At 64.9% G+C, this 16,767-nt stretch carries 13 protein-coding genes and 2 pseudogenes; 7 read left to right on the top strand and 8 right to left on the bottom strand.

Annotation, left to right across the window (positions count from 1 at the left end; genetic code table 11):
* Positions 1–96: 96 nt before the first annotated feature.
* The 3 genes from H5P29_RS31525 to H5P29_RS31515 all read right to left on the bottom strand — a co-directional run bounded on the left by H5P29_RS31525 (position 97) and on the right by H5P29_RS31515 (position 3,523).
* Positions 97–1,155, bottom strand: a complete 1,059-nt coding sequence (locus tag H5P29_RS31525) for a CaiB/BaiF CoA-transferase family protein (RefSeq protein WP_246670940.1) — start codon at positions 1,153–1,155, stop codon at positions 97–99.
* A 92-nt stretch (positions 1,156–1,247) separates the two neighbouring features.
* Positions 1,248–2,390: an iron-containing alcohol dehydrogenase gene (locus H5P29_RS31520; RefSeq protein ID WP_154387518.1), complete on the bottom strand. Its 1,143-nt coding sequence runs from the start codon at positions 2,388–2,390 to the stop codon at positions 1,248–1,250.
* Positions 2,391–2,404: 14 nt separating this feature from the next.
* Positions 2,405–3,523, bottom strand: a complete 1,119-nt coding sequence (locus H5P29_RS31515; protein WP_154387517.1) for an acyl-CoA dehydrogenase family protein — start codon at positions 3,521–3,523, stop codon at positions 2,405–2,407.
* 313 nt (positions 3,524–3,836) lie between these two features.
* Between H5P29_RS31515 and H5P29_RS31510 the strand changes: the two genes are divergently transcribed.
* The 6 genes and pseudogenes from H5P29_RS31510 (at position 3,837) to H5P29_RS33045 (ending at position 8,028) form a co-directional block, all read left to right on the top strand.
* A complete protein-coding gene (locus H5P29_RS31510; RefSeq protein WP_210252550.1) occupies positions 3,837–4,277 on the top strand; it encodes a TIGR03757 family integrating conjugative element protein in 441 nt (146 codons plus the stop codon).
* A pseudogene (locus tag H5P29_RS31505) lies at positions 4,277–4,486 on the top strand (TIGR03756 family integrating conjugative element protein); the annotation flags it as partial. The gene H5P29_RS31510 and the pseudogene H5P29_RS31505, both read left to right, overlap by 1 nt.
* A gap of 87 nt (positions 4,487–4,573) precedes the next feature.
* Positions 4,574–5,259: pseudogene (locus tag H5P29_RS31500) on the top strand (helix-turn-helix domain-containing protein); the annotation flags it as partial.
* Between the two features lie 162 nt (positions 5,260–5,421).
* Complete coding sequence (gene istA, locus H5P29_RS31495) at positions 5,422–6,873, top strand: IS21 family transposase (RefSeq protein WP_154387140.1); 1,452 nt, start codon at positions 5,422–5,424, stop codon at positions 6,871–6,873.
* Positions 6,870–7,640, top strand: a complete 771-nt coding sequence (gene istB / locus H5P29_RS31490; RefSeq protein ID WP_154387131.1) for an IS21-like element helper ATPase IstB — start codon at positions 6,870–6,872, stop codon at positions 7,638–7,640. Before istA ends, istB begins: the two co-directional genes overlap by 4 nt.
* Before the next feature lie 205 nt (positions 7,641–7,845).
* Positions 7,846–8,028: an Rmf/CrpP family protein gene (locus H5P29_RS33045; protein ID WP_371818671.1), complete on the top strand. Its 183-nt coding sequence runs from the start codon at positions 7,846–7,848 to the stop codon at positions 8,026–8,028.
* Between the two features lie 60 nt (positions 8,029–8,088).
* On the opposite strand, the gene H5P29_RS33040 is transcribed toward H5P29_RS33045, so the two are convergent.
* Positions 8,089–8,325, bottom strand: a complete 237-nt coding sequence (locus tag H5P29_RS33040) for a MipA/OmpV family protein (protein WP_185910466.1) — start codon at positions 8,323–8,325, stop codon at positions 8,089–8,091.
* Positions 8,326–8,679: 354 nt separating this feature from the next.
* On the opposite strand from H5P29_RS33040, the gene H5P29_RS33035 reads away from it, so the two are divergent.
* Positions 8,680–8,832: a hypothetical protein gene (locus H5P29_RS33035; protein WP_185910465.1), complete on the top strand. Its 153-nt coding sequence runs from the start codon at positions 8,680–8,682 to the stop codon at positions 8,830–8,832.
* Positions 8,833–9,040: 208 nt separating this feature from the next.
* Here H5P29_RS33035 and H5P29_RS31475 read toward each other — a convergent pair whose 3' ends face one another.
* The 4 genes from H5P29_RS31475 to H5P29_RS31460 form a co-directional block, all read right to left on the bottom strand.
* The gene (locus H5P29_RS31475; RefSeq protein ID WP_154387130.1) at positions 9,041–9,955 is read right to left on the bottom strand and encodes a nucleotidyl transferase AbiEii/AbiGii toxin family protein; all 915 of its coding nucleotides are present in this window, start codon (positions 9,953–9,955) and stop codon (positions 9,041–9,043) included.
* A complete protein-coding gene (locus tag H5P29_RS31470; protein WP_154387129.1) occupies positions 9,952–10,689 on the bottom strand; it encodes a type IV toxin-antitoxin system AbiEi family antitoxin domain-containing protein in 738 nt (245 codons plus the stop codon). Before H5P29_RS31470 ends, H5P29_RS31475 begins: the two co-directional genes overlap by 4 nt.
* Positions 10,690–10,803: 114 nt before the next feature.
* Complete coding sequence (locus H5P29_RS31465) at positions 10,804–14,115, bottom strand: exodeoxyribonuclease V subunit beta (RefSeq protein ID WP_154387128.1); 3,312 nt, start codon at positions 14,113–14,115, stop codon at positions 10,804–10,806.
* A complete protein-coding gene (locus H5P29_RS31460; RefSeq protein WP_154387127.1) occupies positions 14,112–16,763 on the bottom strand; it encodes a PD-(D/E)XK nuclease family protein in 2,652 nt (883 codons plus the stop codon). The genes H5P29_RS31465 and H5P29_RS31460 overlap by 4 nt, the downstream gene beginning before the upstream one ends.
* Between the last annotated feature and the right edge of the window lie 4 nt (positions 16,764–16,767).

Below are 16,767 nucleotides of genomic sequence, written 5' to 3'. Positions count from 1 at the left end.
GACTGCGTCCTTTGGGAATAGATCAAAATGCCAGGCTCTCCAATGCTGTTAGCTGGTGCGTCCTCATCGGATTGAGATTGAATTCCCTCCGATGCTCTACAGTGGTGGCCACGCAAGCCCTGAGATATCCGCTGCAGGAGCTTTCGCCTTCTCGATCTCTTCCCTGCTCGAACCGGCCGCGTTCAACACCTCTGCGGTGCGATCCGTCAGATCCGTGTGGGGAGTCCGACCTGCGGTGGCGGGCATGATGGGAGCTTTCACCGCATCGTCCTTGCTGAAAGCCGGGTGCCGCATGCGGTTGTGAGGGTGCGCGAGTGCTTCCTCGGGGTCGAGCACCGGCGCGACGCAGGCATCCTTTCCAGCAAAATGGGCGGTCCAGTCATCGCGGGAACGTAGGCTGAAGGTTTCCTGGAATCTGGCCGTCATCGCATCCCAGGAGGAGCGGTCGAGATGCGGTGGCGGCGGGTCGTCATAACCGAGTCCAGCCCACAAATTCTCGAAGAAGCGCCGTTCCAGCGCCCCAGTCGCCACATACTTTCCATCAGCGCAGAGATAGCAGCGATAATAGGGGGCGGTCCCCGCCACCAGGCCGTCGCCTCGCGCAGCGAGCACCGGATTGCCCCAGTCGGGGAAATGCATCGCCATCAGGGACAGGCACCCGTCCACCATTGCAGCGTCGATGTACTGGCCGACGCCGGTCCGTTCTCGCTCATAGAGGGCGCACAGGATGCCGTTGGTGGCGAATAGGCTTCCTCCGGCGAAATCGGCCAGGAGGTTGAGCGGGAAGACCGGCACGTCGTCCACCGGGCCGAAAGCGCCTAGCGCGCCCGACAGCGCGGCATAGTTGATGTCGTGGCCGGCTTCCTGCGAAAGCGGCCCCGTCTGTCCATAGCCGGTAAGCGAGCAGTAGATCAGCCGCGGATTGATCGCCTTCAGTGTATCGTAATCGATGCCCAGCCGTGCTGCCACACCGGGCCTGTACCCCTCCACGACGACGTCGGCGCCTTCGGCGAGCCGGTGGAAGGCCTGCCGGCCTTCCTTGCATTTGAGGTCGAGGCTTATCAATGTCTTGCCACGCAGGAAGACCGGGATCGGCAGGCTGCCGGCTCCACCGCCGACGGCGATAACCTCGGCGCCCATGTCGGCCAGGAGCATGGTGCAGTATGGCCCTGGCGCCAACCGCGACAGGTCGAGTACCCGAACTCCATGCAGGCCGCTGCCCCCGCCTGCAGATGCGCCAGGACCACTCATCGATCGCCCTCCATGGCCTCTCGGAAGAGTGCTTCGTAATCGCTTGCTGACAGCGGCCGCGCGTTGGTTGCGGTCGAATGATCTTCCATGGCGCGCTCGACCATCAGCGGAATGCAATCTTCCGGTACCCCCATTTGCGACAGGCTGGAAGGCAGGCCGAGATCGGCCGACAGCCGCGCGATCGCCTCGGCGAGATCGGCATTTTCGGCCAAGCCCATAGCCGCGCGCAGCGCCGCGTATTTATCGCCCGCATGGCTATGGTTGAATCGCAGCACGGACGGCAGGATTACCGCATTGAGCGTGCCATGGTGCAGGCGCGGCGATTTCAGGCCGCCCAGGGCATGCGACATGCCGTGAACCGCGCCGAGGCCCTTCTGGAAGGTCATGCCGCCTTCGAGAGACGCCATCATCATCTCCTTGCGGGCCTCGCGATCACGACCGTCGCGAAAGGCGCGGCGGAGAAAACGCATGGCGCGACCGAGTCCGTCGAGCGCGATCGCCTCTGCGGGAGGATTCTCGCGCGGACTCAGGAAGGTTTCGATGCAATGGGTTACGGCGTCCATGCCGGTCGCGGCCGTAAGATATGGCGGCAGGCCAAGGGTGAGATCGGGGTCGCAAATCGCGACTTCCGGAATCATGTACGGGGAGATGAAGCCGAGCTTGCGGCCGTCGTTGAGCGTGATCAGCGCGGCCCGACCGACCTCGCTGCCGGTGCCGGAGGTCGTGGGAATGGCGATCAGGGGCGGTTTCTTCGCCGTGATCTTCGGTATGCCCCCCAGGATCGCGGCATATTGCTCAAGCGGCTCCGAATGGGTCACGAGAAGGGAAACGGCCTTGGCCAGATCGAGCGAGGAGCCGCCGCCGACCGCGACGACTGAGTCGCACCCTTCTTGCTGGAACAGGTTCCGGGCGTCGATCACCGACGCTTCGTCGGGGTTTTCCAGAGTACCGTCGTAGATCGCAAATTTGCGGTCGCCGCCTGCTCCTTCTAACACTTTCTCGATCAGCCCGGCATTGACGATTCCCTTGTCAGTGACGATTAGCGGCCGCGAGACGCCAAGCAGATCCATTTCCTCCCGCAGCAGCCCGACGGCCCCATGGTCGAACTGGATACGCGTCAGATAGGTAATGAGGCTCATATGTATCTCCCGCTCTATCCGTAGACGTGCTTTGCGATGATCAGGCGCTGGATCTCGTTGACGCCTTCATAGATTTGCGTGATCTTCGCATCACGCATCATACGTTCCACGGGGAAATCGGCGAGATAACCCGCGCCGCCATGGAGTTGCACCGCCTCCGTCGTGACACGCATCGCAACGTCGCTGCAGAACAGCTTGGCCATCGATGCAAGCGCACGCGCCTTGGGGTCGCCAGCGTCGATGCTCTGCGCGGCATTGTAGAGGAGCGCCCGTCCGGCCTCGATCTCCGTCGCCATGTCCGCGATCTTGCCGCGGATCATCTGGAAGCGTGACAAAGTCTCGCCGAACTGTTCACGTTCAGACGTGTACTTTACGGCTTGGTCGAGCGCGCCTTGGGCGATGCCGAGCGCCTGCGCGCCGATCAGCACACGCGTCCAGGTAAGCGAGTCTGTAATGTAGTGATACCCCTTGCTTGCATCGCCGACCGCGCGGTGTTCGGGTATCCGGCAGTTGTCGAGGATGACATCAGCCGTCGGACTGCCTTTGATACCCATCTTGGTTTCCCGATGGCCGAACGAAATCCCGGGATCGTCCTTGTGAACGGAGAACAGCCCGAGCGTCTTCTCGCCCGTACGTGCGAGCACCGTGTACCAGTCGGAGCGCGTCGCATTGGTGATGAAACGCTTCTGACCGTTCAACACCCACTCACTACCGGCCTTCTCGGCCCTCGTCTTAAGCCCGAAGAGATTTGAGCCTCCGGCCGGTTCGGTGAGGCAGATCGATGCGACGACGTCTCCCGCCATTGCCGGACGGATGACCTCGTCGCGCAGCTTCTGCGATCCGTGCTTTCCAACAGGCCCGAGACCAGCCCAGATCACCATCAACGTTAGCGAGGAAGTTGCGCATACACGGCCGAGTTCTTCGAGCGTAATTGCTTGGGACAGGACATCTCCCGCCTGCCCGCCATCCTCTTCCGGGAAGGCGAGAGAGACGAGTCCTAATTCCTTGAAGGCTTCGAGAGACTCCTCGGGGAAGCGCTGCTCCCGATCGTATGCCGCCGCGTGGGGCTCGATTTTCTCAAGGGCAAACCGCCGCAAGCTCTCGCGGAAGGCCTCGTAACTCTGCATGTCCATGAAAACCTCTCCAAGTCGCGCTGCCGCAACCATCCGTGCATCAGCTCAGCTAATTACATACTGTCTGTATAGTATGCGTTGCGATTTGGCAGCTGTCAATGTGATTGGGTCGTGCGCCTGGTAGCACAACTTCCGGCCGTGAATGTCCTGGCCTCGGGGCAAAAGTCGTCATCGCGATAGAGTGAGCCGGATGCGCCGCCAGGGGAGCAGTGGTGAATCCGGTCACGCGTCTGTGCCAATTGTTGGCTGACCTCGCCTCACGTTCGCATTCAATTCCGGGCTCCTTCGGGTTGTCGATCTACAGGAGCCAACAATGCCCATGCTGTTTCATGTCCTAACCGCGTTGGATATCCTGCGAATCGGGGCGATAGCCGGACTCGTTGCCATCACTGCCTGGCCGGCAGGCGCTGTACCAGTCAAAGTCTACACGACCCGGTCCCTCCCCGTAGATGCGTCCGCTGAGACGTTAGTCATTCATCTTGACGATGCCGGAGCGATCGAGAAACGGATTTCTGCTGATCTGCCCTCCGATCCCGCGCGGGCGCAAGCTATTGCCCTATTACGCCTGCGGGACGGCGGTGGCACGCTGGACCGGGAACTTGGCGACGCCTACGAGGAAATCGCACAGGCATGGAGCCTGGGCATCACAACGCTCCCCGCTGTGGTCGTCGAGCGACGGTACGTCGTCTATGGCGATGCCGATGTGTCACGCGCGCTCGCTCGGATCGAGGCGTTCCGGAGTGCGCAGCCGTGATGCGCGCCTGTCGCCTTCGAGCCGGCGTCGTCGCGCTGCTTCTCGGCAGCACGGCGTCGGCGTTCGCGCTGGATACTGCGAAGATTGCGACATCGGCGCTTTCGCCTGATTGCCTCGAATACCGGGTCGTCGGCATCTGCTACTGGCTGCGTTGCGGCGCCTTCGGCTGCTCGGTGCGCACCTCGGCGAAGATCCGGCACTATGTACCCTGTCCGGCGTCAGCACCGATGAGACAGAATTGGGCTAATTGAGAGAGGAGGATTTCTGGTTCATCGTAGCCTTTCAGAGGAACGACGATGAGACAGAAAGCCGGGACGCAGAAGCCGTCAGCGGAGACGGTGATCAAGGACATCCGCCGGGTAACCCGCAAGCAGTATGGCGCGGAGGAGAAGATCCGTATCGTGCTGGAGGGGCTTCGCGGCGAGGAGTCGATCGCGGCCCTGTGCCGCCGGGAAGCCATCGCGGAGAGCCTGTATTACAATTGGTCGAAGGAATTCCTGGAAGCCGGCAAGAAGCGGCTGGCGGGTGACACGGCGCGCGCAGCCACCACCGATGAGGTGAAGGTGCTTCGCAAGGAAGCCCGCGATCTGAAGGAAGTCGTCGCCGAACAGGCGCTGGAGCTGCGGCTGCTTAAAAAAAGCATGATCGCGGATGGGGGCGACGACGAATGAGATACCCCGCCTCAGAGAAGCTCGAGATCATCCAGATCGTCGAGCGATCCCACTTGCCGGCGCGTCGCACACTGGAAAAACTCGGCATCCCGCGCGCTACCTTCCACCGCTGGTATGATCGTTTCCTGACGGGCGGCGTCGATGCGCTCCAGGATCGTAGCCCACGGCCTGGCCGGGTGTGGAACCGCATTCCCGAGCCTGTGCGGGATCGGATCGTCGACCTTGCCCTGGACAAGCCGGAGCTGTCGCCCCGGGAATTGGCCGTGACGTTCACCGACACTCAAAGCTATTTTGTGTCGGAAGCATCCGTGAGAACGGCGGTGAGAAAGTCGACCACGGTAGCGGCGGGATAGTCCTGCTGCGGGCGGCGTAAAAGTCGTCCACTTTTTCCCTTTTCTGCGAGGCGCAGGGAGGGACGAGGGATCTACACCGTGGAATTATATCTGAAGGTTCGCGTGGCTTGCGATGGCGGCATGAGCCAGCGCGAAGCAGCAAGGCATTTTGGCATCTCGCGCGACACTGTTCGCAAGATGATGGCGTATTCGGTTCCGCCCGGCTATCGGCGGCAGGCTCCGGTGCGACGCCCGAAGCTGGAAGCGTTCATCCTGATCATCGACCGGTGGCTTGACGAGGACCGGACGGTTCCGCGCAAGCAGCGCCATACGGCCAAGCGTGTGTTCGATCGGCTTCGTGACGAGCACGGGTTTACCGGCGGCTACACGATCATCAAGGATTACATGCGCGATCGGGAGCGGCGCGGCCAGGAGATGTTCGTGCCGCTGGCGCACCCTGCCGGGCACGCGCAGGCCGACTTTGGCGAGGCTATGGTGGTCATCGGTGGCGTGGAGCAGAAGGCTCACTTCTTTGTGCTCGACCTGCCGCACAGCGATGCCTGTTATGTGCGGGCCTATCCGGGGGCGGTGGCCGAGGCATGGGTGGACGGCCATATCCATGCGTTCGCCTTCTTCGGCGCTGTGCCGCAGTCGATCGTCTACGACAATGACCGCTGCCTGGTGGCGAAGATTCTTCCCGACGGCACGCGTAAGCGGGCGGCGCTGTTCAGCGGCTTCCTGTCCTACTACCTGATCCGGGATCGCTATGGCCGGCCCGGCAAGGGCAATGACAAGGGCAGCGTCGAAGGACTGGTCGGCTATGCCCGCCGCAACTTCATGGTGCCGATCCCGCGCTTTGCATCGTGGGACGCGTTCAACCTGTGGCTCGAGGAGCAGTGCAGCAAGCGCCAGGGTGACCGGCTGCGCGGCGAGAGCGAGACGATCGGCGAACGGCTGCAACGCGATCTGGCGGCGATGCGCCCGCTGCCGGCATCGCCCTTCGAAGCCTGCGACCAGGCCAGCGGTCGGGTCTCCTCGCAGGCGCTGGTGCGCTACAGGACCAACGACTACTCCGTTCCGGTCGCCTTCGGCCACCAGGACGTTTGGATCCGTGGCTACGTCGATGAGGTGGTGATCGGCTGCGGCGGGGAGATCATTGCCCGTCATCCGCGCAGCTATGAGCGCGAGGAGGTTGTCTTCGATCCGCTGCATTACCTGCCGCTGATCGAGCAGAAGATCAACGCGCTTGACCAGGCGGCACCCTTGCAGGGCTGGGAACTACCGGAGGCGTTCACGACACTGCGCCGCCTCATGGAAGCGCGGATGGGCAAACAGGGCCGACGCGCCTATGTGCAGGTGCTGCGCCTTCTGGAAAGCTTCGATCTGGCCGATCTGCATGCGGCCGTGAAGCAGGCGCTGCATCTGGCCGCCATCAGCTTCGATGCCGTGAAGCACCTCGTCCTGTGCCGGGCCGAGCGCAGGCCGCCCAGGCTGGACCTCGACATCTATCCCTATCTGCCCAGGGCCACTGTCGAGACAACCTCGGCCAAGGCCTATATGCGGCTGCTGGACCGTGAGGAGGAGCCGGCATGAGCAGCGATGCTCCTGAACTCCTGCTCGCTCATCACCTCAAGACCTTGAAGCTGCCGACCTTCCTGCGCGAGCACCACAAGCTTGCCCGGCAATGCGCGGTCGAGGGCGTCGATCATGTCCGCTACCTTGCACGGCTGGTCGAGCTGGAACTGATCGATCGGGAACGCAGGATGGTCGAGCGTCGCATCAAGGCGGCGAGGTTCCCGGCAGCCAAAAGCCTCGACAGCTTCGACTTCGCCGCCATCCCGAAGCTCAACAAGATGCTGGTGCTGGAACTGGCGCGCTGCGAATGGATCGAAAGGCGCGAGAACGTCATCGCGCTCGGGCCCAGCGGGACGGGCAAGACCCATGTCGCAATCGGCCTCGGTCTGGCGGCCTGCCAGAAGGGATTGTCCGTGGGCTTCACCACGGCCGCCGCGCTCGTCAGCGAGATGATGGAGGCGCGCGACGAACGTCGTCTTCTGCGTTGCCAGAAGCAGATGGCCGGCTACAAGCTGCTCATCATCGACGAGTTGGGCTTCGTGCCGCTGTCAAAGACCGGAGCGGAACTGCTGTTCGAGCTGATCTCGCAGCGTTACGAGCGTGGCTCCACCCTGATCACCAGCAATCTGCCCTTCGACGAATGGACCGAAACGTTCGGCTCCGAGCGCCTCACAGGCGCACTCCTCGACCGCCTGACCCACCACGTCAGCATCCTCGAGATGAATGGCGACAGCTATCGCCTCGCCCAAAGCCGGGTACGAAGAACCGCCGCCGCCACCCCATAAGATCGCCGACGCCGCCAGCGGGAAACTCTGGTCGGGCTACGCCCTCCCGACGTTCCCCGCTGGCGGCGCCAAGTGGCCTACTTTTGCGCCGCCCAATGGCCGACTTTTGCGCCGCCGTTGACATGATCGAGCACGAGGTGGTGTTTTTGGGCATCGGTATTGGTACAGGATTGAGGCCGTTCGCGTAGGGCCGGTATGTCGCGCTATGAAGGAGCATCCGAAGCGGTCACCTGAGGTTAACTCTGCCAAAACAGAGGGCCTTGACGCGTACTGCAGGGGAATTGCTCGTGACGCGTGTCCTTATTGCACACAGAGCGACATTGGCAAGGCGTGGCTTCGAGGTTGGGACGATGCCGCTTGGATCGATCTGGAAGAAAGCGACGGGTGAACCGAGCCCAAGCTAAAAGTATTTCCCGATACCGGCTTCATTGCTCACGACGATGACGCGTCAGTCCGTGCGATCGAAAGTGTAGGTCAGGCCGAGGCCACCTGAGAACTGATCTTCAGCCGTAACTATTGGACTATCGGCTGCGTCGCCAATGATGCGCGAATAGAGCACTAAGTCGGCGATCTGCATCATCGGCGTTGCTTTAGTCCGGCCACGCGGTTCGCCGCGGACGATTTCCCTGAAATCTTCCGCTCGCAGCGACTGGTAGGAGGACGTATTGTTCTCATCGAACGGCATGCCCTCCTTCTTCAGCGATCGGGTGTAGGCGATGAGATCTCTGTCTTCAGCCTTGCCACACGCTCGAAGAATACGCGCAGCTTACGATCCCGGCCGCGAGCGAATTTGGCTGCCCGCTCGATCAGGATACAGTACGCGGTTTTACACATCAGCCAAAGCCGATCTTGATATCTTTCCCTGTAGCGCGCGACATAACCTGTCTATCAATAACGGCCGCGATCCCGACAATTGGCAAATTGGTCAGGAATTTCTCGAGGTCCGTCAAAAAGGCGAATGCCGCTTCCGGCTTCCTCAGCCAGCCGAAATTGCCCGGCCGCCCCTGATCGCCCAAGAATGCAAGGGATAATCGATGCCATGCCGCTGGCAGAACTCCTTGTGGCCGGCGAACAACTCGTCGACATCCTCCTCGTTGATCAGAATGCCGCCGAGGCCAAAGCAGTCCATCTCGTCACGCCGTTTTTCCTACGGCTCTCTGTCGGATCACGGCTGCCGGTGTCGTCGATGTAAAGATGGATTTCTCGTTCTACCATCAGGAGCGCTTTACTAGGGGACACGATTCGGGGCGTGACTACTATGTCAGTGTATCCGCAAATCAGTCCAAGCGAAGCAGCTAGACAATCCCCACACCCATCATCTCGTGCAGGCGAGACGATCCTCTTCAAGTACGATGATGAATGGGTCGAGGGACCTCGACCGGTTCTCTTGATCCACCGGCTTATGCCAGTAATCGTGCGAGCGCATCCGACTGCTCAGCAAACTTTCGCGTGTTGGCCTTGCGCAGCCGCTCGAGATTCTGCAGCTTCCATCGCAAGCCGGGGAGCTGTTCGAGATGCGGCACGCCCAGCAGCGACCATTCGGGTGCCGCGGCGACCAGCGACAGCAGGAATCGGCGTTCGTCGGCCGTGAGGCCCTGCTGCAGCTCGCGCGTCATCCGCTCGCGCGCGGCGAGCAGCGTGTCGATCTCGACGGGCTGCACGGTCATGCCCGCGAAATTGTGCTCGAACTCCTGGCGGATGTCGCGCATCGACGGGAAGAGAACCTCGTGCACCGGCCTGTTGTGGCTTGCCAGGTAGACGACGAAGGCGCGACGGATGCCGGCGGTGATCCCCTCGTGCGCGAACAGCTGCTCCACGTCAAACAGATCGCGCGGATGCTGCCGATCCATCGCCGCGACCAGCTTGCCGCCGTACATATCCTCCAGCGACACAACCGGGATCTCGAGATCCGCCTCCAAGGTCTCGCGCGCGTTTCCCGTCAGCGACGCGGCCCGGACGGGATGAACCGTGCCGCGCATGACGAAGTTCACCTCGATCTTCACCTGTGTGGCGCCGCGCCGCACCAGCAGCTTGGTCTCGCCGGACTCCGGCGCCGCCGGCGTATGCGTCTGGAAGCCCCGCTTCTGCAGGCGGCCCGCGGACTGACGGATTGCCTCGTTGATCCGCAGCAGCGCCTCCTCGCGCGGCAAGGCCGCGTCCGGGAACACCAGGTCGAGATCGACCGACAGCCGCGGCATGTCGCGCACGAACAGGTTGATTGCCGTGCCGCCCTTCAGCGCGAACGTGTCGTCGACGAACACCAGCGGAGCCACGCGCGTCAGCAGCCGAGCGGTCTCGAGATAGAGCTGGTTCATGGCTTCAGCACAAGAAGCCCGTCAGGCGAGCGCGACACCCAGGGCCTGTCGCTCCCCTTGGGCAGCTTGGATGGATCTAGTTTGCCGACCCAAGGCTGCTGTAGCTCGCGACCGAGCTGCAGGCAAAGACGTACGGTCTTGACGCTCAGGCAGCGCTTGAGGAGATCGCGCAGGACGTCCGCGCGCAGGCTGTAGGCGCTCTCGACCAGCTCGCGCGCCTCCTGGAGGGGCTGGCGCACGCCAACTTCGCTCAATACCTCGAGCAGCGCGCGCTCCGGCGCCGACACAAGCGGCGCGCCGTCGCGATTCTCGAAAGGCCGGACATGAAGCAGCGCGCCGGGTTGCTCCTCGAAAAGCCGCTTGCGGTGATACTCGGCTGGAAACCGCTCCGTGAACCAGTCAGGCAGCCGTCCCGCCTTCCAGCCGTAGAGATGGAGGACCGGCCGCTGCGACACGTATTGGCGAATGCCATGCCAATCCAGCGCGGACTTGCCGCCGACGTGCAGACCCGCGAAGCTCCGCCGAAGCAGGGCGAGGCTCGGGTGCAGTGCTGGCGGATCATTGGGCCGAGAATAGACGCCCCGCGCCAATCGCTCAAGCCAGCCAGACCGGACGTAGTGGACGGCCAGATCGGCCGATATCCCGAGGTTGGCGAGATCCTCGGAAGTCACCGGTGTCCCTGGCGCCAAAAGCGTATAGAGTTGATTTAGCTTGTTTCGTTGTGTCGTAGCCATACTACGATGATATGAATTTTTCAAAGCGCCGGCAAGTTTGCAATTGACGCTCCAATCGTAGCTGGACTACGACAATTCACAACAAACCAAAAGATTGCCGCTGAATCGCGCCTCTCATCGCGGCACGACCCACCGAACGGTTCCCGGGGTCATGTACACGAGCGCGCCTCGCGCCGCGCCGGTGGCGCGCAGGTAGTCCTCAAGCTGGACCGCGTGCAGGCGCATGTCTGCCTCTGTAGGATCGATGTCGCTCTTCCAATCGACGACCACCTCAGCCGCGTCGCCTGCAAAGGCGATGGCGTCGATGCGCCCGGCAAGCGCGCTTGGCTCCGTGCGGCCGGCAAGCAGACCATAGACCGGCCACTCCGGGATGAGCCGATCGCGCAGCGCTGCGACCTCCGGCAGCTGCAGGGTGCGCCAGCCCGTCCTGGCGATTTCTTCCGGATCCGGCAGCGCGCCTTGGTCGGTCGGGTCGAGCACCAGCTCGCCCAGGAGCATCCGGGCGCGGCCAACGAAATCCGCCAAGTCCTCGCTGAGCTCCCCGGTTAGCATCTCCTCCATCAGCTTCTGCAGCAGGAGGCCCCGCACGCGACCCGCCCCGACCGGCCCGTCGACCTCAGGCGCTTCGCCGGCTTCCAATGCGACAACCTCAGCCACCGGCAGGCGATCGCGATCATGATCGCTCGGTCGGATCCACGTCAGCGGAACGGCGGTCTCGTCGACGACGGCGCGCTCGGAGGCGAACACCTCGGCGGTCTGGGCGTTCGGCGAGTCGGCGACGATCGTCGCCGGCGCCGGCGCCAGATGCGAGACCTCGAGTTCCGGCAGCGCCCGATGGGCGAGGTCGACCACCCGCGCCCACGAATTCTGCTCGGCTGGCGGGAGCTCCGGCACGATCAGCAGCTCGCGGGCGCGCGTGCACGCCACGTACCAGAGCCGTTCCCGCTCACGCCTCAGGCTTTCGTCGTCGGCCCTGAGAGCAGCGAGCAGGTCCGGCGGCACGACGTCGCCGATCACCCAGTGCAGGGTGTCATCGTCGGCGCGATGCACGAACCGATCGCGCGAGCGCAGCATCGTGGCGGCGTTGATCGGAATCACAACGGGCCACTCCAGGCCCTTGGCGCTGTGGATCGTGATGATCTCGATGGCGTCGCCTTCGGCGTCGACACGGCCTTCGCTGCACGCCGTGCCCAGGCGCCAGTCGCGGTTGAAGTCGCGGACAAAGCGCTTCAGGCCTCGGACACCGTACGGCCTCGCCTTCTCAAGCACCGCCTCGACGTTGGCGAGGGCCCGGCCGCTGCGATCGCCTTCGCGCGCGCTCAGGATCGGACGCGCCGATAGACGCTCGACGGCCTCGGCCAGCAACAGCGCCGGCGTGGTCGTGCGGGCGCGGCGTCGCAGGCCCTGCAGGATCGACAGCGCCTCGCTCGCGATCGGGTGGCCGACCTGATCAACCGGCGTCCTCACCGAAAACCGCGGCATGGCCTCGGGCCGGTCCGCCGGCACGGGGGGGAGCGCTGCGGTGATGTCGAGCAGCTCCTCCTCGGTCAGGCCGACGAGCGGTCCACGCATCAAGGCGCCGAATGCGAGCGTGTCGCCGCCGTCGGCAAGCACGCGCGCCAGCGCCAGAATGTCCTGCACCTCCTGGCGGCGGAACAGCCCCTTCCCGGCCTGGGAGGCGATCGGCAGCCCGCGGGCTTCCAGCGCGCGTTCATAGCGCCACAGCTCCGCGCCGGTCGGCGCCAAGAGCGCGATGCCGCCAGGGGTGAGCGGCGCGTGTTCGCCGTCGTCGTCGCGGACATCGACGTTGCCGATCAGGCGCGTGCAGACCTCGGCGACCGCCTCGGCCTCGGCGTCGCGAATCTCCGACGAACGCGCGTTGGGCGGCAGCTCCATCGCGATCTTGGCTACGCAAGGCAGATCAAGGCCTGGCGGATCCAAGGTAGGCGTGAGGGCCACATAGCCCGGCTGGTCAGGCCCCGAGAGCGGCGCGGCAAAGCAGCCGTTGATATGCGTCAGGATAGCCGGCCGCGACCGGAAATTGGCGGTGATCTGGACGATGTTGTCAGGCCAGCGCCGCAGGATCGCATCACGGGCGTCGGCATAGGAGCCGACGTCCGCCCCGCGAAATCTGTAGATCGACTGCTTGGGGTCGCCGACCATGAAGAGGCCGCCTTCACGCAAGGCGCTATCTTGCCAGCGAGGTGCTGCGTCCTCGGCCGCGATCCAGAACAGGATCTCGGCCTGGATCGGATCGGTGTCCTGGAATTCGTCGACGAAGATGTACTGATAACGCCGCCCGAGCGCGCGACGCACAGTATCGTGCTCGCGCACCAGCGCGCGCGCCCGCTCCAGAAGGTCATCGAAGTCGAGCACTGCGGCGGCGCGCTTGAAGGCGGCGTACTCGCCCAACACCTCATCGAGCCCGTCGGACAGCTTCTCGACAAGAGCGGTCGCGATCCGGCCGAGGATCACCCGGTAGCAGTGATCCACCCGCTCAAAATGCTGGCCGGCGGCCTCGTTCAGCGCGGCACCGCGATCCTTGCCGGCAGCGCGGTCCCAGGCGGACTTGGTTTTCGGGGTCAACAGGTCGAACGTGTGCCGCCGCATGCAAGGCAGACGCTCCGGATGGGCAAGACGCCAGAGCGTATCGAAGCCGGGCGGGGTCTCGAAGCTGCCGGCGAAGTGATTTGCCAGCGCCTCCAGATGCCCGACCAGCTCGAGCGTCCTGCGCTCCGCGGGCTGCGCCGACAGCCAACGGCGGAAGTCAGCGACCGCCTCGACGAGATCGATGTCGGGCCGCCCGCCCAGATCGGCGGCCGGGGCGCGCGCGCCGCGATGCTGCAGGCGAAACCGCGCCAGGCTCTGCAGCGTGTCGGCCACATCACGCGGGTAGTAGCGCGACAAGGCGGCGATGGGATCATCGGCTCGCTGCGACCCACTCAGCCGCCGCCGGAACCACTGCTCGAACACGGCGTCGAACGCCGCCTCGGCCTGGGTCGCATCTAGGATGCGCGCGCCCGGATCGATGTCGGCCTCGACCGCATAGCTGCAGATGATCACCTGGCAGAAGGCGTGGATTGTCGTCGCCGTCAGCTCATCCAGCTGGCTCGCGGCCGCCGCCAGCGCGCCGCGCTGCGCCTCCGTCAGACCGTCGGGCAAGGCGATCCGCAACGGCTTGGGAACAGTCCCCGCGAGCAATTCGTGGACGTAGCGGTGCACACGCGCGCCCAGCGCGCTGGCCGCAAGCTCGGTGAAGGTGATCGCCGCGATCGATCGCGGGTGTGCGCCGCTGGCCAGCAGCATCGTGACGCGTCCTGCCATCAGAGCCGTCTTGCCGGTGCCGGCCGCCGCTTCGACCAGCAGCGTCGCGTCGAGCTCGTTCAGCGCTCTCAGCCGCGCGGCATCGTCGGCCAGCCCGGTCATCGTGCACTCCAGATGCTGGCGAAGTCGCCGAAGGCGCGCGCCAGCGCGGCCTGCTTGATCTGGAAATACGTCGTCGGCGACGCCGGCAGAGCCAGCGCGAAGTCATTCCAGTCCTCACGCGCATCCGGTCCCGGCAAGGCGACGCCGCGGTTCAGAAGGTCGATGGCTGCCGTGACATGCACGCCGATGTCGGCGATCGCCTGGTCGACGTCCGGCAATCTGTGCGGTCTCGGTTGGTCGGCGCCGAGGAACACCAGCCGGGCGATGACCCGAGGATCGTCCGGCACGAGCTGGCGTGCCGCGATCGCATAGAGGACGCGCTGCAGCTCGGCGCCGCGACCAAGCACGATCTCCTCCGCCCTCGGCGGCTCGGCGCCGGTCTTGTAGTCGGACACCCGCACGCCGTTGCGCGCGGCGTTGTAGTCGACTCGATCGATGCTGCCGCGGATCCGGACGGCCGTGTCTGGGATGATCACCTGCGCCGTTGGCGGCCACAGGCGTTTCGGGTCGGCCGCCGCCTCGGTTTGGCCGAACGCCAGCTCGGTCCAGCTTCGGGTGTCGGGCTGAAACGCCTCGTCGAGGGTGAGCGCTTTCAACGCGAGTTCGCGAGCGGCGTCGAGCGTGTGCCTCCAGAGCAGAAGCGGCGGGGTTGAGCGCTCGAGCGGCCATTGGGCGCTGATCGTGGCGCACGCGGCCTCGAGCGCAGCTTCGATCTCGTTGCGGGCGGCCTTCTCATAGCCCGGGCCGGCTTCCAGCGCGTCGACGGTTCGCTTCAGAACGTCATGAACCAACTCGCCATAGGCGCGGGTATCGAGCGACAGCGGCTGCTCCTCCTCGACGAGCGAACGCCATCCCAGCGCGTAGCGCCAGACAAAAGCCAGCGGATCTCGCAGCATGACGCGCAGAGAGGTCGCCGACTGCACCTCGCCGATCGCTTTGGCGATCATCGGATGATTGGCCCGCACGCGACCGTCGTGGCCGGTCACGCCGGGGTTTCGCCAGTCCCGCCAGCAGGCGTCAGCGCTGCGCACCGAAGGAAAGCTTTCCGCCTCCTGCGGCCTCGCGAGCAGGCGGTCGGCGGGGCTGAAAGCGTGTCTCGGAATGCGGGCACGCCGCAGGGCGGTGGTATTGGCGCCCTTCGGCACGAGCGGGCTTGCCGCCTGTAGGCCGCCTTGCGCGTTGCGGCGGCTTCGCGACAACACTAAGCCTCCGGTCGCATACGCGCTGACGAGCTCGAATGCGCGTCGGTCCCGGTCGGTGATCGACTCGGCGTCCAGCGCCTCGCGCGACAGGATGTGGCTCGGCATCAGCGGATCTTCGCCGACGCGGCGCGGCCAGGACCGCGTCGTCAGCCCCAGCAGCCGCACGAACGGCCGTGGCGCCGCGGCCAGATGGCTCGCGGGGCACCAGACCGCGCAGGCGCCCGGATCGCGACCGTCGGGCAGCCGCAGTTCTTGCAAAGAGAATTCGAGCGCCTCCGGCGCCGCGCGCCGAAGCGCCTCCGTCCAGAGCGCTCGCGCCGCGGCGCCGAGCAGCAGGTCGCCGGCTTCGGCGGCAGCGTCGGGACCTCTGGCGAGCAGCTCGAGAACGGACCCGACAATCGGGCGCACGTCGACGGCCTCGGCCTTTCGCGCGTGCGCGTCCTCTAGGGCCCGACGCCACTGATCGAGCTCGAATAGCGCAGCACCCGGCCGCAGGCCCTCAGACCAGGTCTGCGGGAGCGCCTCCAGGGCCCGACTTCGCCCGGCTGCGTGGCCGAACAGCCGGCGCACGCGATTCTGGCTCAATCCGTTGAGCAGGATGTCGGCCACCGCCGCACAGGCCTGACCCTCACGCGACGCCAGTGCGGGCACCCCGTGCGAGAAGTGCACAGGCAGGCCCGCGTCGGTGGCCAGCACCAGCATGTGCTCGTCCCAATCCTCGGTCGCGGTCGCGCAAACCGCGATCTCGTCCGGGCGTGCCCGCCCCGACGCGATAAGCTCGCGCACCCACCGCAAGGCTTCCACCACTTCGGCACGCGGCGCGGCGCAGGAGACGACTTCCGGCGCGGCCGGCGTGGGCCGCTCATCGATCTCGACAGCGCCGGCGAACCAGGCGAAATCGGCCGCGCCCGGGTTTCGCCAGCGGAGCGGCACGACACGGGCCAAGGCGATCAGCAGCGGCCGCCAGACTGGCGCGACCTGTACGACGCGATCAAGCTCGATCGGCCCGAGTACTGCAGGAGCGAAAGGCACGCGCCGCAGGGCCGCATCGCGGAGATCGCGCGAGGTGAGCACGCCGGCAGGCAGATTGTCCTGCACTCTCGCCTCGATCATCGCGAGATCCTGCAGCCGCGTGCTCTCATGGGTGCGGTCGGCCAAAGAAAAATCAGCGTTCCACAATCGTGTCAGCGTCGACGCCGCGGAACGGGTCATGCCCGGAAGGCTTCGGATGCCTTCTAGGTCAATGAAGCCGCCTGCCTCGAGCGCCGACCGGATTGCGGGATCGAGATCCTGCGATCGGGTCGGCCGCACAAAACCGCCGGCCAGCCGAGCCGCCAGTTGCGGCAGCGTCGTGATCTGCACGCCGGCTTCGGCGTTCCGCGCGGCCGCGACACGCCTCATGCGGAAGGCGAGCGGTCCTTCAACGACAACGGTGCGACGATTCATCGTC

Source organism: Aminobacter sp. MDW-2 (assembly GCF_014250155.1).
GTDB lineage: Bacteria > Pseudomonadota > Alphaproteobacteria > Rhizobiales > Rhizobiaceae > Aminobacter > Aminobacter ciceronei.
Note: the sequence above shows the minus strand (reverse complement) of the source record. Positions and strands in the feature narration are given on the sequence as shown.

Coding starts and splice junctions, on each gene's coding strand:
- H5P29_RS31520 (WP_154387518.1), bottom strand. CDS start 2,390: ATGAGCCTCATTACCTATCTGACGCGTATCCAGTTCGACCATGGGGCC.
- H5P29_RS31510 (WP_210252550.1), top strand. CDS start 3,837: ATGCCCATGCTGTTTCATGTCCTAACCGCGTTGGATATCCTGCGAATC.
- istB (WP_154387131.1), top strand. CDS start 6,870: ATGAGCAGCGATGCTCCTGAACTCCTGCTCGCTCATCACCTCAAGACC.
- istA (WP_154387140.1), top strand. CDS start 5,422: ATGAGCCAGCGCGAAGCAGCAAGGCATTTTGGCATCTCGCGCGACACT.
- H5P29_RS31515 (WP_154387517.1), bottom strand. CDS start 3,523: ATGGACATGCAGAGTTACGAGGCCTTCCGCGAGAGCTTGCGGCGGTTT.
- H5P29_RS31525 (WP_246670940.1), bottom strand. CDS start 1,155: ATGCTCCTGGCCGACATGGGCGCCGAGGTTATCGCCGTCGGCGGTGGA.
- H5P29_RS33045 (WP_371818671.1), top strand. CDS start 7,846: ATGAAGGAGCATCCGAAGCGGTCACCTGAGGTTAACTCTGCCAAAACA.
- H5P29_RS33035 (WP_185910465.1), top strand. CDS start 8,680: ATGCCGCTGGCAGAACTCCTTGTGGCCGGCGAACAACTCGTCGACATC.
- H5P29_RS31465 (WP_154387128.1), bottom strand. CDS start 14,115: ATGACCGGGCTGGCCGACGATGCCGCGCGGCTGAGAGCGCTGAACGAG.
- H5P29_RS31460 (WP_154387127.1), bottom strand. CDS start 16,763: ATGAATCGTCGCACCGTTGTCGTTGAAGGACCGCTCGCCTTCCGCATG.
- H5P29_RS33040 (WP_185910466.1), bottom strand. CDS start 8,325: ATGCCGTTCGATGAGAACAATACGTCCTCCTACCAGTCGCTGCGAGCG.
- H5P29_RS31475 (WP_154387130.1), bottom strand. CDS start 9,955: ATGAACCAGCTCTATCTCGAGACCGCTCGGCTGCTGACGCGCGTGGCT.
- H5P29_RS31470 (WP_154387129.1), bottom strand. CDS start 10,689: ATGGCTACGACACAACGAAACAAGCTAAATCAACTCTATACGCTTTTG.